We start from the raw sequence: 15347 nt of genomic DNA, 5'->3' as shown, positions 1-15347 counted from the left end.
CCTGACCCCTTCGTTGCGAGGCCGATTCAATGCCGGCGCGGCGGACTCGTTCCGTTCGCCCGGCAAATCGGCTATGGGGCGGGACGATGGACGATCCACTGACCCTGTTCGATGCCTGGCTGGCCGAAGCCGAGGCATCAGAACCTAACGATCCCAATGCCATGGCGTTGGCGACCGCCGATGCCGCGGGGCAGCCGGCGGTGCGCATGGTGCTGCTGAAAGGCCATGGGTCGGACGGTTTCGTCTTCTACACCAATCGCGGATCGGACAAGGCGTCCGATCTGGCGGAGAACCCCAAGGCCGCGCTGCTCTTCCACTGGAAGTCGCTGCGGCGGCAGGTCCGGGTCGAGGGTTCGGTATCGCTCGCCAGCGAAGCGCAGTCGGACGCCTATTTCGCCTCGCGCGGGCGCGACTCGCGGCTCGGTGCCTGGGCCTCCGACCAGTCGCGCCCGCTCGACGAACGCGCGACCTTCGAGGCGCGGTTCGAGGCGGCGAAGGCGCGGTTCGACGGGCAGGACGTGCCCCGGCCGCCGCATTGGGGCGGCTATGTCGTCGTGCCCGAACGCATCGAATTCTGGCAGGACCGTGCGCATCGCCTTCATGAACGACGCCTGTTCGTTCGCGACGGCAACGGCTGGACCGAAGGTTTGCTCTACCCATGACCAACGAGGAACGCCGCCGCCTGATGCCGCTCGCCACGCGTGCGGCGCTCGCCAGCGTCGCCATGGCGATGGCGCTTCTGGCGCTCAAGAGCTTCGCAGCTTGGCACACCGGGTCGGTGGCGATGCTGGGATCGCTGGCGGACACGGGGCTCGACCTGCTTGCCTCGCTAGTGACGCTCTATGGCGTGCGGCTGGCCGCGGAGCCGGCGGACCACGACCACCGCTTCGGCCATGGCAAGGCAGAGGCGCTGGCGGCCTTGTTCCAGGTGGCGCTGATCACCGCCTCCGCGGCCGGCATCGCCTGGCGGGCGGTTCAGGCGCTCGGCGATCCCGGGACGACGCAGGACGCCGATTTCGGCATCGGCGTGTCGCTCGTCGCGATGGCCGCGACGGGCGTGCTGCTCTGGTACCAGCGCCGGATCATCCGCCAGACGGGATCGGTCGCGATCCTGGCTGACAACGTCCATTATCAGTCGGACGTGATGCTCAACGCCTCGGTTATCGCGGCGCTGGTGCTCGACCAGTTCGTCGGGTGGCACGGTGCGGACGCGATCTTCGGCATCGCCATCGCGCTGTGGCTGGCCTGGGGCGCCTTCCAGGCTTCGTCCAATGCGATCGACCAGCTGATGGACAAGGAATGGCCCGAGGATCAGCGCGCGGCCTTTCTCGACGTCGCGGCGCGCCAGCCCGGGCTGCGCGGCATCCACGACTTCCGCACCCGCCGATCCGGCAGCCATGATTTCGCGCAATTCCATATGGAGGTCGATCCGACGATCACGGTCGCACGGGCCCATGATCTGGTCGAAGCGGTCGAGCGCAACCTCAAGTCGCGGTTTCCGAAGGTCGAGGTGCTGATCCATCTCGACCCCGAAGGTCACGTCGATACCGACAATCCGCTGGTCGAGGCGGATGTGACGCCGCATTGGTTCGGCAAGCGCCTCTGATCGGAACGCCGTCAGGATCGGCCGCGACGCCCATCCTGGTCGATGTGTTCGTCGGCCCGCCGCGGCTGCTCGGCAACCCGGCCGCGATCGTGGAGGTGCCCGCCTGGCCGGACGATGCCGCGATGCTCGCCGCGGCGCAGGCGATCGGTGCGCCGGATACCGCCTTTGTCATGCGCCCTGAGGATGGCGAGGCGGACCATGGGCTCCGCTGGTTCTCCCCGAAGGGCGAGGTGCAGCTATGCGGGCATGCGACGCTGGCGGCCGGGCATGTGCTGCTGACGCGAGATCCTCAACGGCAGCACGTCCGGTTCGCCACGCGCTTCGCCGGTATCCTGACGGTCGAACGGGCAGGGGACGAGACGGCGATATCGCTACCGAGGATCGATCCCGAACCGCATGATCTGCCCGACGTGATCGCAGCCCTGGGGTTGCAGATCGCCGTCGCTTCGCTGTGGCATCCGGCCGGCTACGCGGTGATCGTGCTGCCCGACGCGGCGGCGGTGCGGGCGGTCGTGCCGGACCTGACCGCCCTGGCGGCGGCACGCGGCGACGTGATGGCGATCGTCACCGCCCCGGGCGACATCGCCGATGTGGTCAGTCGCGTCTTCGTACCGCGCCACGGTGGCGAGGATGCGGTGACTGGTTCCGCGCATGCCGTGGTGGCCGCCTATTGGACGCAGCGGCTGGGAAGGACGGGCTTCGAGGCGGAGCAGGCGAGCCCGCGGGGCGGTCGCCTGACAGTCTCTCTCGACGGACCGACGGTCCGGCTCGCAGGGCGTTGCCTCTTCAAGCACACCGAAGCGTGCAGCAGGGGTGACGATTAACAAAATTGCATTCACGAGAAAACAAGTTGCACTTGCGAACAGTCTCGCTGCGATGCAAAAAGAGCGTGCCTTTCAGGCATCCTCTCCTAAAAACTTTTCAAGGCCGGCTCGTCCGGCCTTTTTTTTTGGTCCCGGCTCGTATAGCGGTCCGCTTGCCGTCGTTGAGCCGTCAATCAAAAGACGAATTACGGAGCGGAGCCGCCGGTCGAACCGGCACCGGCGACGCGATGGTGCGGGAGATCGAGCGCGTGGGAAGCCGCGCTCTCTCCCGCCTAATCTTTTCTCACGCTTGTAGAACGGCTTGCGGTGCGGCGATGGCCGGTTCCGTCGCTGCGATCCAACCGCCGCCGAGTACCCGCTCGCCAGCATAGAGCACGGCCGCCTGACCGGGCGCGACGCCATATTCGGGCGAATCGAAGACCAGCCGCTCGCCGAACAGGCGGGCCGGCGCCGGCCGGGCCATCGAGCGGACCTTCGCCATCACCGGCACGTCGGGCAGAGGCCCAATCCAGTTCACGTCGCTCAGCGTCACGGCGGTCACCGCAAGCGCGGCCCGCGGCCCGACGACGACGCGACGCGTTTCGGGCTCGAGGCGGATGACGTACAAGGGCTCGGGCTGCCCGCCGATCTCCAGCCCCCGCCGCTGGCCGACGGTGAAGTGCACCAGGCCCTGATGCTCGCCCAGCCTGTGTCCCGCCATATCGACGATGTCGCCGCCGGTCGCCGCCTGCGGGCGCAGCTTCTTGACGAGGGCGGCATAATTGCCGTCGGGCACGAAGCAGATGTCCTGGCTGTCGGGCTTGCCGGCGACGCTGAGACCGAGTTCCCCGGCGATCGCGCGCACCCGGTCCTTCGGCAGGCCGCCCAGGGGGAAGCGGAGAAAGTCGAGCTGGGCGCTGGTCGTGGCGAAGAGGAAATAGCTCTGGTCCCGCGCCGGATCGACGCCGCGATACAGTTCCGGTCCGGCCGGTCCGACGACGCGACGCACATAGTGGCCGGTGGCGAGGCAATCCGCCCCCAGATCGCGGGCCAGCGCGAACAGGTCGGTGAATTTCGGCCCCATATTGCACTGGACGCAGGGAATCGGGGTCCGCCCGGCGAGATATTCGTCGGCAAAGCGATCGACCACCGCGCTGCGGAAGGCGCTTTCGTGGTCATGGACGTAATGCGGGATACCCAGCCGGTCGCATACGGCGCGCGCGTCGCGGATGTCGCGCCCGGCGCAACAGGCACCGGGCCGGGCCGTCGCCTCGCCATGGTCGTAGAGTTGCAGCGTGACGCCGATCACTTCCGCGCCGCTCCGTACCGCCAGTGCGGCGACGACCGAGCTGTCGACCCCGCCCGACATGGCCACGACGATCCGCGGGCGCGCGCCCCGGCCTTCCAGATCGAAATCCGCCTTCATATCCACGGCTCGCAGATAGGCGCGCCCGGCGCTGGTTCAAAGCGGCTTTACCTTGCCTTCATTCCCATCGGGTTAGGAGGGCGACACGTTCGGTATTCCGGCGAAAGGGGAACGGGATGGAGCAGGGACGAGACATGCGCGTGGGGAACGCGGGCGCCGCCATGCCTGCGACGCCCGGATCGCTGCGCCCGAAAGATGCCGATCCGCTCGCCAGTCCGCCGGCCACGCCCGCGGCAGGCTGCTTCAATGCCGGTGTCGCGCGGATGCTTACGGATTGGAAGGAGAGTTGAAGACCCCGTTTACCGCGGCGTTTCAGGCGATCTTCAAGGCCTGACTGGTAAGCCGCTCGTACGCGTTGCGAACGGGGCCTCGCCGCCCCGATTGAGGTTAGAGAATGATCCAGAACGAAAAGATCCGTCCCGCCAAGGTCATCGGTCCGCTCGGCGAACCGCTGACGATCGACTCCTTGCCGCCCCCCAACACGACCCGCTGGGTCGTGCGGCGCAAGGCAGAGGTCGTGGCGGCGGTGAACGGCGGGCTGCTGTCGGTCGACGAGGTATGCCAGCGCTACAATCTCACGGTCGAGGAGTTCGCCGGCTGGCAGCGCGCGATCGACCGGTCGGGCATGCCCGGGCTCCGGGTCACGCGCATCCAGCATTACCGTACCCTCTACGAACGCCAGCAGAAATACTGATTAGGATCGGGGCCGGAACAAGTCGGAGCCATCGCGGTTTTCCCTTCAACACCCGCGCCGTTCGCGGGTCGCAAACGGAGGGAACGGAAAATGGGCATCATTCTGTGGCTGATCATCGGCGGTGTCATCGGCTGGCTGGCGAGCATCATCATGCGGACCGACGCGCAGCAGGGCATCTTCCTGAACATCGTCGTCGGCATCATCGGCGCGTTCCTCGGTGGCCTGATCCTGTCGGGCGGCTCGATCAACAACTCGCCGCTGACGGTCACCTCGTTCCTCGTTTCGCTGCTGGGCGCGGTCGTCCTGCTTGCGATCGTGAACCTGGTTCGCCGCGGTCGGGTTCGCTAAGTCGCTGATCTAGCGAGATCGCAAACGAAAGGGCCGTCCGGGAGACCGGGCGGCCCTTTCCGCATCTGCCTGCTGCCCGATCCTCCTGCCGACAGCCGCGGCCGCCCGCCTCAGCTTCCGAGAAGGAAGCGGACCTGCACGGTCGCGGTGATGTCCTTCTCGCCCGGCGCGATCTCCGTCTTGGCGCTCATGTCGGACGCGCGCGCCAGCGCCATCATCGGTGGGCGACTTGGGCCGCCATCGTCCTGCCCCGCTTCGCTGATCGAGACCATGCGCAACACGCGCAAGCCGGCGGCGCGCGCATAGAGATCGGCCCGGGCCCGCGCACGGCGGATCGCGTCCGTACGGGCCTCGTCGAGCGCCTGGTCGGGTTCGGCGAGCGAGAGGTTGGGCCCGTCGATCTGATTCGCGCCCTCCGCGACGAGGGTGTCGAGGATCGCGCCCGACCGCGCGACATCGCGGAAGCGGACCGATACGCTGTTGTTCGCCTGATACCCCGTCACGTGCGGCGGCTGATTGTCCTGGTAGCGATATTGCGGTGACAGCTGCACCGTCGCCGTCGCCAGGTCGCGCGGGGCGACCCCGGCCTTGCGCAGGGCGCCCAGCACCCGGTTCATCGCGGTGGCATTGTCGCGGAGCGCCTGCGCGGCCGTCGGGGCGGTCGAAACCACGCCGGCCCGGATCGTCGCGAGATCCGGCACGCGCGTGGTGCGGCCCATCGCGGTGACGTCGAGAAGCGTGCCGCTCGCCGGAACCATTGGTACCGCCGGCTCGGCTTGCGCGAAGGCGGCGACAGGCGTGGCTGCCAGCAGCAGGATGGCGGCGTAGCGCATGGCTTTTTCCCTTTTTCTGTGCCATTTGCAGGCGGTTTGTGGGGCGATGGGTGACCATCGCGGGGTTCGAGCAACTATGCTCCGCGTCAGTTCAACTGCGGATGAACGTACCGCGTTCCGGCCTTGAGCCCAGTGATATATTTGTGTAACACAGTGGCAGGGGGGAGCGTTGCGCACCCCGGACGGGGTCGAAGACGGCATGAATTACGAGGCGGGTGCGATGAATCAGGAGCGGCTGACCGGACCGGTGGAGACCCGTTCGCGGCGCCGCTGGATCCTGATTGCGGCCATCGTCGCGATCGTCGCGCTCGCGATCGGCTATGTCGCGATGCGCGGCAAGGGCGGCGGTGCGGCGCCGGCGGCGAGCGCCGGCGGCGAGCAGCTGTCGCCGGTCACCGTCGTCGTGCCCGGGCGCAAGACCGCCGATCGCACGATCACCGCGACGGGCTCGCTCGCCGCACGGCGCGACATGCCGATCGGCATCGCCGGTGAGGGCGGGCTGGTGACGCGGGTGCTGGTCGAGCCTGGCCAATGGGTCCGCCGCGGCCAGGTACTCGCGACCGTCGACCGGTCGGTGCAGGTGCAAAGCGCGCAGTCGCTGGGTGCTCAGGTCAATGTCGCCCGGGCAGACCTGACGCTGGCGCAGGCGGAGCTCGATCGCGCCGCCGCACTGGTCGACCGTGGCTTCATCTCCAAGGCTGATCTGCAGCGCCGTACGGCGACGCGCGACGCCGCCGCCGCGCGGGTGAAGGTCGCTGCCGCCAATTTCGCCGAGGCCCGCGCGCGGAACGGCCGGCTCGACATCCGCGCGCCGAACGACGGTCTGATCCTGACGCGCCAGATCGAGGTCGGGCAGATCGTCGGCTCGGGCAGCGGCACGCTGTTCCGCATGGCCGACCAGGGCCTGATCGAACTGCGCGCACAGATGAGCGAGAGCGATCTGGCGGGGCTGCATGTCGGCGCCCGGGCGGAGGTCACGCCGACCGGCTCGACCCAGCGCTTCCCGGGCGAGGTGTGGCAGATCGCGCCGGTGGTCGATCCCTCCACGCGCCAGGGCATCGCCCGCGTCGCGGTGCGCTACGATCCCGCCTTGCGACCCGGCGGCTTCGCCAGCGCGCAGATCGTGGCGGGCGCGAGTTCGCAGCCGCTCCTGCCGGAATCGGCGGTGCTCAACGACGGCAAGGGCAGCTATGTCTATGTCGTGGGCGCGGGCGACAAGGTCGAACGCCGCGACGTGACGGTGGGCACCGTTTCCGAAGCCGGCGTGGCGATCGCCCAGGGCCTGAACGGGACGGAGCGCGTGGTTCTTTCAGCCGGCGCGTTCCTCAATCCCGGCCAGAAGGTGAAGCCGGTGCGCCAGGCGCAGAAGGGCTGACGGCCATGAACTTCCGCAATATGTCCGCCTGGGCGATCCGTAACCCGGTCCCGCCCATCGTCCTGTTCCTGGCGCTGACCATCGCCGGTCTCGTCTCGTTCAGCCGGATGCCGATCAACAACAGCCCGGAAATCACCTTCCCGGCCGTCTATGTCAGCATCAGCCAGCCGGGCGCTGCCCCGACCGAGATCGAGACGCAGATCACCCAGCGCGTCGAGGCGGCGATCCGCGGCCTCGAAGGCGTGGACGAGATCAACTCGACCATCACCGAAGGCAGCAGCGGCACCTTCGTCCAGTTCAGCTTCGATACGCCCGTCGACCGTGCCGTCACCGACGTGCGCGATGCGGTCGCGTCGGTGCGCGGCGAACTGCCCGAAGGGATCATCGAGCCGCGCGTCGAGCGGATCATCATCAACAACGGCTCGATCGCGACCTGGTCGGTCGAGGGCAACGACATGACCATGGAGGAGCTGTCGAACTTCGTCGACCGCGTCGTCCGCAAGCGTCTTCTCGCCGTGCCCGGCATGCAGAATATCGAGCTGACCGGCGGCGTCGACCGGGCCATCCGCGTCATCCTCGATCCGGACAAGATGCAGGCGCTGGGCATCACCGCCTCGCAGGTCAATCAGGCGCTGCGCGCCGCGAACACCAACGCGGCGGGCGGCCGGTCCGAGCTGGGCGGCGGCGAGCAGTCGTTGCGCATCGTCGGCAACGCGCAGGACGCCTATACGCTCGGGCAGACGCAGATCCCGATCACCGGCAACGTCATGGCCTCGAACGGCCAGGCCATTCCAGGCCTCAGCCGCACCGTCCGCCTGTCGGACATCGCGCAGGTGCGCGACAGCTCGCTCGAACAGCGGGCGCTGGCGAAGGTGCGCGGGCGGCAGGTCGTCGGCTTCGGCATCCAGCGCGCCCGCGGTACGTCGGAAGTTGCGCTGTACGACGCGACCGTGAAGGAGCTGGCCAAGCTCGAGAAGGAAAATCCGAAGGTCCGCTTCGTCCAGCAGTTCACGAGCACCGGCTATACCAAGGACCAGTACAAGTCGGCGATCCATGCCCTGTTCGAGGGCGCGGTGCTGGCCGTCATCGTCGTCTACCTGTTCCTGCGCGACAAGCGGGCGACCCTGATCTCGGCGCTCGCCATCCCGCTATCGGCCATCCCGACCTTCTGGATCATGTCGCTCATGGGGTTCAGCCTGAACTTCATGACGCTGCTCGGCCTCAGCCTGGTGGCGGGCGTGCTGGTCGACGACGCGATCGTCGAGATCGAGAACATCGTCCGCCACATGCGGATGGGCAAGACGGCCTATCAGGCGTCGATCGATGCCGCAGACGAGATCGGCCTTGCGGTGGTCGCCACCACCTTCTCGATCGTCGCGGTGTTCCTGCCGGTCGGGCTGATGCCCGGCATCGCCGGCCAGTTCTTCAAGAATTTCGGCTTCACCGTCGTCGTCGCCGTACTGATGAGCCTCCTCGTCGCGCGTCTCATCACGCCGATGGTCGCGGCCTATTTCCTGAAGGCGCAGGGCCATCAGGAACATGGCGGCGGCTGGGCGATGGACCGCTACATGGACGTGCTCGGCTGGACGCTGCGCAACCGCTGGAAGACGGTGGGGCTGGGCGTCGTCTCGTTCCTGGCGACGATCGGTGCCTTCGCGACGCTGCCCTTCACCTTCCAGCCTCCGCAGGACGTCGACTTCTCGACCCTCTCGATCCAGATGACGCCGGGCACGACGCTGGCGCAGACCGAGGCGGTCGCGGACCGGGCGGTCGAGATCCTCGGCCAGCAGTCCGAGGTGCTGACCTCGGTCGAGAAGGTGAAGCCCGGCTCGGCGACGATCGACATCACGCTGCGCAAGGACCGGGCCCGCAGCTCGATCAACTTCGAGCGCGAGACGGCGGTGCTGCTGAACGAGATCCCCGATGCCCGGATCAGCTTCGCCTCCAACGATGGCGGCGGCGGCAGCAGCCGGCCGGTCGCGATCATGCTGGCGGGCGACGATCCCAAGGCGCTCCTGTCGGCCGCGAACCGGCTGGCGGAGGAGATGAAGACGCTGCCGAACCTGCGCGCGCCGCGGGTCGAGGGCGACATGCCGCGCCCCGAGCTGATCATCAGGCCGCGCCTCGACCTCGCCGCCGATCTCGGCGTCAGCACCGCGGCGCTGAGCCAGACGATCCGGATCGCCACCCAGGGCGAAATCGAGCAGAATGCGGCCAAATTCTCGCTGCCCGACCGGCAGATCCCGATCGGCGTCGCGCTCGACCCCTATGCCCGGCGCGACCTGGCGACGATCCAGAACCTGCCGGTGCAGGTCCAGCGTGGCGGCACCGTGCCGCTGCGGGTCGTGGCCGATATCAGCTATGGTGCGGGTCCGGCGGAGATCAAGCACTTCAACCAGGAACGCCGGATCATCGTCGACGCCGATCTTGCCCCGGGGGCGATCAGCGGCGAGGAGCGGACGAAGGCGATGGCGCTGCCGGTGATGAAGGAACTGCCCGCCGGCGTCCACTATGCCGCGTCCGGCTCGGCCAAGTGGCAGGCGGAGATGATCCAGAACTTCATCGTCGCGGTGATCGCGGGCATCATGCTCGTGCTGGCGGTGCTGATCCTCCTCTACCGCCGCGCCATGCCGCCGTTCGTCAATCTGGGCTCGCTGCTGCTGGCCCCGCTGGGCGGTGCGCTGGCGCTGCACATCTGCAGCATGCCGGTCTCGCTGCCGGTGCTGATCGGCCTGCTGATGCTGCTCGGCATCGTTGCCAAGAACTCGATCCTGCTGATCGACTTCGCGCTGGAGGAAATGCGCGCCGGCGTGCCGCCGATGGACGCGATCCTGGATGCGGGGCACAAGCGCGCGCAGCCGATCGTGATGACGACGGTGGCGATGGTCGCGGGCATGATCCCGACCGCGCTGTCGCTGGGCGGCGACGGTTCGTTCAACCAGCCGATGGCGGTGACGGTCATCGGCGGGCTGCTGCTGTCGACCGTGCTGACGCTGGTGATCGTGCCGGCGACCTTCAGCCTGTCGATCGGCGCGGAGGAGTGGATCGGGCCGCGGCTCGGCCGCCGCCTGCTCACCTATCGGCCGGGCGACGAAACCGGCCCGCTGATCGAGCAGGGCGGCCGTCCGCAGCTCGGGCCGGCGGCGGAATGATCGTTACCGAACCGGTATGAACAAAGCCGGGCGTCGCGTATTGTCCAGGGGATGATCGTCACCGGCGCGCGCCCAGACCCTGCCCCTCCGGGCCTGATCCGGATGCAACGCGTCGCCACGCTGCTGCTCGTGTTCATGGCGGCGCTGTTCCTGGTCAGCCGGGCCCTGGCGATGCGCGATCCGGCCTGGGGCTTCGTCCGCAGCTTCGCCGAGGCGGCGATGATCGGCGGGCTGGCGGACTGGTTCGCGGTCACCGCCCTGTTCCGGCATCCGCTCGGCCTGCCAATCCCGCACACGGCGATCGTCCCGCGCAACAAGGACCGGATCGGCGACCAGCTTGCCGTCTTTCTGCGCGCCAACTTCCTGGTGCCGGCGGTCGTGGCGCGGCGGATGCGGCGCCTCGACGTGGCGGCGGCGCTGGCGCGCTGGCTCACCGATCCCCCCGAGGGCGCCGGCGGACAGTTCCGCCGGGGTGCGTCGAAGCTGGTCGCGCAGGTTCTCGAGGGATTGGATCCGGCTCGGCTCGGCGGCATGGTCAAGGCGGCGGCGGCGGCGCGGTTGCGCGAAGCACAGGTCGCGCCGATGGCCGGCCAGCTGCTGCGCGCCGCGATGGCCGAGGGCCGGCACAAGCCGCTGCTCGACGCCGGCATTCGCTGGGCCGCGGACGCGCTGGCGAGCAACGACAGCCTGATCCGCCAGATGGTGCATCAGCGCGCCGGCGCGATCCTGCGCTGGACGGGACTGGACGAGACGGTCGCCGACAAGCTGATCGGTGGCCTCGACACCCTGCTGGCCGACATGGCGGAGGATCCCGAGCACCCGCTTCGCCAGAAGGCCGAGGAAGGTCTGGACCGGCTCGCCTGGGACTTGCAGTTCGATCCGGAGGTCCGCGCCCGCGTCGAGTCGCTGAAGGAAGAGCTGATCGCCAATCCGGCGATGGCGCGCTGGCTCGACGGCTTGTGGGAGCAGGCGCGCAGCGGCCTTTTGCGGATCGCCAGCGATCCGGAAGCGGCGATGCGCGGTCAGCTGGGCGACATCCTGCGCCAGATCGGCGGCGCGCTGCGCGACAATCCGGATCTGTCCGGACGGATCAACCGCTTCGTCCGGCGGACGGTCGCCGCCGTTGCGTCCGACTATGGCGACGGGATCGTCCGACTCGTTTCGGAAACGATCCGTGGGTGGGACGTTCGTACGGTGACCGGGCGCTTGGAGAATGCGGTGGGGCGCGACCTGCAATATATCCGGATCAATGGCACGCTGGTCGGCGGATTGGTCGGGCTGGCGATCCACAGCATCGACCGGCTCCTCTGAGAGTGGCTGCGGCTGAACCGCGGCTGAGCGTCGGACCGTCCCGGCAGCGGTCCACCGCGCCGCTCTATCGGCTTGCCGCCGTCCCGCTTTTCGCCCAAGGAGGGTCGTCATGAGCGCGACCGCCGATTTCGAGCAGGAGCAGGGCACGGTCCGCTTCACCGGCGACCTGTCGCTCGCGCGACTCGGCCGCCTGCCCGAACGGCTCGACGGCGTGACCGGATCCGTATCCCGCGTCGACCTGTCGGCGATCGACCGGATCGATACGGTCGGCGCCTGGATCGTCCACCGCTTCGCCGCGCGTCACGACGCGCAGGTGGACGGCCTCAACGACGATAGCCGACGGCTGTTTGAGCAGGTCGTCAATGCGGACGAACCCGTCGTCTCGCGCGATACCTCGGTCCCTTCCTATCAGCGTGTGCTGGGGGAGGTCGGCGACGCCGTGGTCGCCACGGGCCGGACGCTTCTGGGCCTGCTCGGCTTTCTCGGGTCGACGACGCTCGCCTTCCTCCACGTCATACGCCATCCGCGCCGCTTTCGCTTCAATGCGGTCGTGCACGAATTCGAGACGGTGGGAGTCAGCGCCCTCGCCATCGTCGGGCTGATGAGCTTCCTGATCGGCATCGTCATCGCCCAGCAGGGCGCGGTCCAGCTTCGCCAGTTCGGCGCGGAGGTCTTCACGATCAACCTGGTCGGACGGCTGACGCTGCGCGAGCTCGGCGTGCTGATGACCGCGATCATGGTCGCGGGCCGCTCCGGTTCGGCCTTCGCGGCGCAACTCGGCACGATGAAGCTGACCGAGGAAATCGACGCGATGCGGACCATCGGCGTCTCGCCGATGGAGGCGCTGGTGCTGCCACGGACGCTGGCGGCCGTCATCCTGATGCCGCTCCTCGGCTTCTACTCCAGCCTGATCGCGATGATCGGCGGCTGCCTGCTCGCCTGGGCGTCGCTCGGCATCCCGCCGGTCACCTTCATCGCCCGGATCCGCGAGGTCGTGCCGATCACGGATCTCTATGTGGGCCTGATCAAGGCGCCGGTGTTCGGCGCGATCATCGCCATCGCCGGCTGCTTCCAGGGCATGTCGGTCGAGGCGGATGCGGAGCAGGTCGGCCTGCGTACCACCGCGGCGGTGGTGCAGGGCATCTTCCTCGTCATCGTGCTCGACGCGTTCTTCGCGGTCTTCTTCACCTGGATCGGCTGGGACTGATGCCGCGCGATCGCAACGAGGTGGTGGTCGACGTGCGCGGTCTGCGCAACAGTTTCGGCGATCAGGTCATCCACGAGAATCTCGACCTTCAGGTCCGCCGGGGCGAGATCCTGGGCGTGGTCGGCGGATCGGGTACCGGCAAGTCGGTGCTGATGCGCTCGATCATCGGTCTCCAGACGCCGGATGCGGGCGAGATCACCGTCTTCGGCGAGCCGACGATCGGTCGCGAGGAGACCGAGGCCACCGACATCCGCAAGCGCTGGGGCGTGCTCTTCCAGAACGGCGCGCTCTTCTCGACGCTGACCGTCGCGGAGAATGTGCAGGTGCCGCTGCGCGAATTCTATCGCGAGCTGTCGCCGGCGCTGCTCGAGGAGATCGCGGCCTACAAGGTCGTGATGACCGGACTGCCGGCCAATGCCGGTCCGAAATATCCGGCCGAGCTGTCGGGCGGGATGCGCAAGCGGGCGGGCCTCGCCCGGGCGCTGGCGCTCGATCCCGAACTGCTCTTCCTCGACGAGCCGACCGCGGGCCTCGACCCGATCGGCGCCGCGGCGTTCGACGAGCTGATCCGCTCCCTCAGCCGCACGCTCGGGCTGACCGTGTTCCTGATCACCCACGATCTCGATACGCTCTACGCGATCTGCGACCGGGTGGCGGTGCTCGCGGATCGCAAGGTGATCGCGGTCGGCACGATACCGGAACTGATCGCGACCGATCACCCCTGGATACAGGAATATTTCGAGGGGCCGCGCGGACGCGCCGCCGCCTCGACACAGGAGCTTGGCGACGATGCGGATGCCGTCGCCGCGCGCCATCCGACCGAAATCGACGCGACCGTGACAGATGCGCGGTCGCAGGGCAGCCGCGCGGACGAACACGCCCGCGACGCCGCCGGTAACAGCCTGGGGACACGCTGATGGAAACCCGTTCGAACCACGTCCTGGTCGGCGCCGTCGTGCTGATCCTGCTGGCGGTGCTGGCGCTCTTCACCGTCTGGATCGCGCGGCTGGGCGGCGCATCCGAGAAGGAATATGACATCTTCTTCCGCCAGTCGGTCGATGGACTGGCACGCGGCTCGGCGGTGACCTATTCGGGCGTGCCCTCCGGCCAGGTGAAGACGATCGCCCTGTGGCCGAACGATCCGCAATTCGTGCGGGTGCGCATCAGCGTCAACGACGACACGCCGGTCCTGCAGGGCACGACCGCCACGGTGGTCGGCAGCTTCACGGGCACCAGCACCGTGTCGCTCGACGGCGCGCGCAAGGGTGCGGCACCGATCGCCTGTCCGGACAGCAACGCGACCAGCGTGTGCCCCTATGGCGTGCCGGTGATCCCGACCAAGCAGGGTGGCCTCGGCGCGATTCTCAATTCGGCGCCGCAGTTGCTCGAGCGTCTCTCGACCCTGACCGAGCGGCTGACCGGGCTGTTGACCGATCGCAACCAGGCGTCGATCGCCGGCATCCTCGACAATACCAACCGCCTGACCGACGCGCTCGCCGATCGCGGGCCGGAGATCGCGGCGACGCTGGCGCAGACCCGCGTGGCCATCCAGCAGGCGGGCGAGGCGTCGCAGCAGATCGGCCAGCTGGCCGCGACGACCAACGGCCTGCTCGCCAACGACATCCAGCCGACGATCCAGAACCTGAACGGCGCGATCGCCTCGGCGCAGAAGTCTGCCGAGACGCTCAATGCCGCGATCACCGACGCGCGGCCGGGCCTGCAGACCTTCTCCCGCCAGACCGTGCCGGAGGCCAACCGGCTGGTGCGCGACCTGCGCACCACTGCGGCGGCGCTTTCGTCGATCGCCGAGAAGGTCGACCAGCAGGGTGCCAGCTCGCTGATCGGATCGCAGAAGCTGCCGGATTATAAGGGTAAGTGAGGAACGCCATGACGAACCGCCGCACGCGCCTGCCCTTGGCCATCCTTGCCGCCGCGATACCGCTGGCCGGCTGCATCAGCTTCGGTCCGAAGCCGCCCAAGCAGCTCCTGACGCTGACCCCGGCGGCCGCCGTGCCGGTCGGGCCGGAGACGCGGACCGGCGGCGGTCGCGCGATCGTCGTGACGGTGCCGGTGGCGCCCGCCGCCGTGGCGGTGCCGCGCATTCCGGTGCAGACCAGCCCGACCGCACTCGCCTATGTCAAGGATGCGCAATGGGCGGAGGCGCCGACGCGGCTGTTCGCGCGGCTGATCTCCGACACCCTGGCGGCGCGGTCCGGTCGCGTCGTCGTGAGCCAGGTTCAGGCGGTCGGCGAGGCCAATGACCAGCTCGATGGCGAGCTGCGCGCCTTCGGCCTGGATGCGACCACGCGCGAGGCTGTGGTGACCTTCGACGCCGCCCTGTCGCGGGCCGGCCAGAACAATGTCGAGAAGCGGCGCTTCGAGGCGCGGGTGCCGGTCGCGGCGATCGATGCCGAAAGCGCCGGTCCGGCGATCAATCAGGCGGCCAATCAGGTCGCCTCGCAGATTGCGGACTGGGTCGGCCGCTGATCTGCATCAAGGACCTGAAGTAAAAGCATTTTTCTGCACTTTCCCGGGGAACGCCGAACGCGGACGCGCGCTTGGCCGTCATGGGTGGGGGCCTGTGGGAGAATT

15 protein-coding genes are annotated in these 15347 nt (G+C 68.5%); 13 read left to right on the top strand and 2 right to left on the bottom strand.

Annotated elements, in window-relative coordinates; all coding sequences use genetic code 11:
* Positions 1 to 86: 86 nt before the first annotated feature.
* The 3 genes from pdxH to IEX18_RS06540 are packed head-to-tail and all read left to right on the top strand — an operon-like array spanning position 87 to position 2430.
* Complete coding sequence (pdxH, locus tag IEX18_RS06550) at positions 87 to 662, top strand: pyridoxamine 5'-phosphate oxidase (RefSeq protein ID WP_188657944.1); 576 nt, start codon at positions 87 to 89, stop codon at positions 660 to 662.
* The gene (locus tag IEX18_RS06545) at positions 659 to 1606 is read left to right on the top strand and encodes a cation diffusion facilitator family transporter (RefSeq protein WP_188657943.1); all 948 of its coding nucleotides are present in this window, start codon (positions 659 to 661) and stop codon (positions 1604 to 1606) included. Before pdxH ends, IEX18_RS06545 begins: the two co-directional genes overlap by 4 nt.
* A 44-nt stretch (positions 1607 to 1650) precedes the next feature.
* Entirely contained in the window at positions 1651 to 2430 is a 780-nt protein-coding gene (locus IEX18_RS06540; RefSeq protein ID WP_229664417.1) for a PhzF family phenazine biosynthesis protein, read from the top strand.
* A 283-nt stretch (positions 2431 to 2713) separates the two neighbouring features.
* Here the strand turns inward: IEX18_RS06540 and mnmA are convergent, their stop codons facing one another.
* A complete protein-coding gene (mnmA, locus tag IEX18_RS06535; protein WP_188658619.1) occupies positions 2714 to 3835 on the bottom strand; it encodes a tRNA 2-thiouridine(34) synthase MnmA in 1122 nt (373 codons plus the stop codon).
* A 134-nt stretch (positions 3836 to 3969) separates the two neighbouring features.
* On the opposite strand from mnmA, the gene IEX18_RS06530 reads away from it, so the two are divergent.
* The 3 genes from IEX18_RS06530 (at position 3970) to IEX18_RS06520 (ending at position 4877) form a co-directional block, all read left to right on the top strand.
* Positions 3970 to 4125 (top strand): hypothetical protein, encoded by a 156-nt coding sequence (locus IEX18_RS06530; RefSeq protein WP_188657942.1) that lies wholly within the window; start codon positions 3970 to 3972, stop codon positions 4123 to 4125.
* Positions 4126 to 4229: 104 nt separating this feature from the next.
* Complete coding sequence (gene sciP / locus IEX18_RS06525; RefSeq protein WP_188657941.1) at positions 4230 to 4529, top strand: CtrA inhibitor SciP; 300 nt, start codon at positions 4230 to 4232, stop codon at positions 4527 to 4529.
* Between the two features lie 90 nt (positions 4530 to 4619).
* A complete protein-coding gene (locus IEX18_RS06520) occupies positions 4620 to 4877 on the top strand; it encodes a GlsB/YeaQ/YmgE family stress response membrane protein (protein ID WP_188657940.1) in 258 nt (85 codons plus the stop codon).
* A gap of 110 nt (positions 4878 to 4987) precedes the next feature.
* On the opposite strand, the gene IEX18_RS06515 is transcribed toward IEX18_RS06520, so the two are convergent.
* Positions 4988 to 5710, bottom strand: coding sequence for an SIMPL domain-containing protein (locus tag IEX18_RS06515; protein WP_188657939.1), 723 nt, complete (start codon positions 5708 to 5710; stop codon positions 4988 to 4990).
* Positions 5711 to 5909: 199 nt separating this feature from the next.
* Here IEX18_RS06515 and IEX18_RS06510 point away from each other — a divergent pair, with 199 nt between their 5' ends.
* The 7 genes from IEX18_RS06510 to IEX18_RS06480 all read left to right on the top strand — a co-directional run bounded on the left by IEX18_RS06510 (position 5910) and on the right by IEX18_RS06480 (position 15242).
* Positions 5910 to 7085 carry an efflux RND transporter periplasmic adaptor subunit gene (locus tag IEX18_RS06510; protein ID WP_188658618.1) on the top strand — a complete coding sequence of 392 codons (1176 nt, stop codon included), beginning with the start codon at positions 5910 to 5912 and terminating at the stop codon, positions 7083 to 7085.
* Between the two features lie 5 nt (positions 7086 to 7090).
* Positions 7091 to 10237 (top strand): efflux RND transporter permease subunit, encoded by a 3147-nt coding sequence (locus IEX18_RS06505; RefSeq protein WP_188657938.1) that lies wholly within the window; start codon positions 7091 to 7093, stop codon positions 10235 to 10237.
* Between the two features lie 51 nt (positions 10238 to 10288).
* A complete protein-coding gene (locus IEX18_RS06500) occupies positions 10289 to 11548 on the top strand; it encodes a DUF445 domain-containing protein (RefSeq protein ID WP_229664416.1) in 1260 nt (419 codons plus the stop codon).
* Positions 11549 to 11657: 109 nt separating this feature from the next.
* The gene (locus IEX18_RS06495; RefSeq protein ID WP_188657937.1) at positions 11658 to 12755 is read left to right on the top strand and encodes an ABC transporter permease; all 1098 of its coding nucleotides are present in this window, start codon (positions 11658 to 11660) and stop codon (positions 12753 to 12755) included.
* Positions 12755 to 13672 carry an ABC transporter ATP-binding protein gene (locus tag IEX18_RS06490; protein ID WP_188657936.1) on the top strand — a complete coding sequence of 306 codons (918 nt, stop codon included), beginning with the start codon at positions 12755 to 12757 and terminating at the stop codon, positions 13670 to 13672. Before IEX18_RS06495 ends, IEX18_RS06490 begins: the two co-directional genes overlap by 1 nt.
* Entirely contained in the window at positions 13672 to 14634 is a 963-nt protein-coding gene (locus IEX18_RS06485) for an MlaD family protein (protein ID WP_188657935.1), read from the top strand. Before IEX18_RS06490 ends, IEX18_RS06485 begins: the two co-directional genes overlap by 1 nt.
* A gap of 8 nt (positions 14635 to 14642) precedes the next feature.
* Positions 14643 to 15242, top strand: a complete 600-nt coding sequence (locus tag IEX18_RS06480; protein WP_188657934.1) for an ABC-type transport auxiliary lipoprotein family protein — start codon at positions 14643 to 14645, stop codon at positions 15240 to 15242.
* The last annotated feature ends 105 nt before the right edge of the window (positions 15243 to 15347 follow it).

The organism is Sphingomonas metalli, assembly GCF_014641735.1.
GTDB lineage: Bacteria > Pseudomonadota > Alphaproteobacteria > Sphingomonadales > Sphingomonadaceae > Sphingomonas > Sphingomonas metalli.
This window is presented reverse-complemented; position numbering and strand designations above follow the sequence as displayed.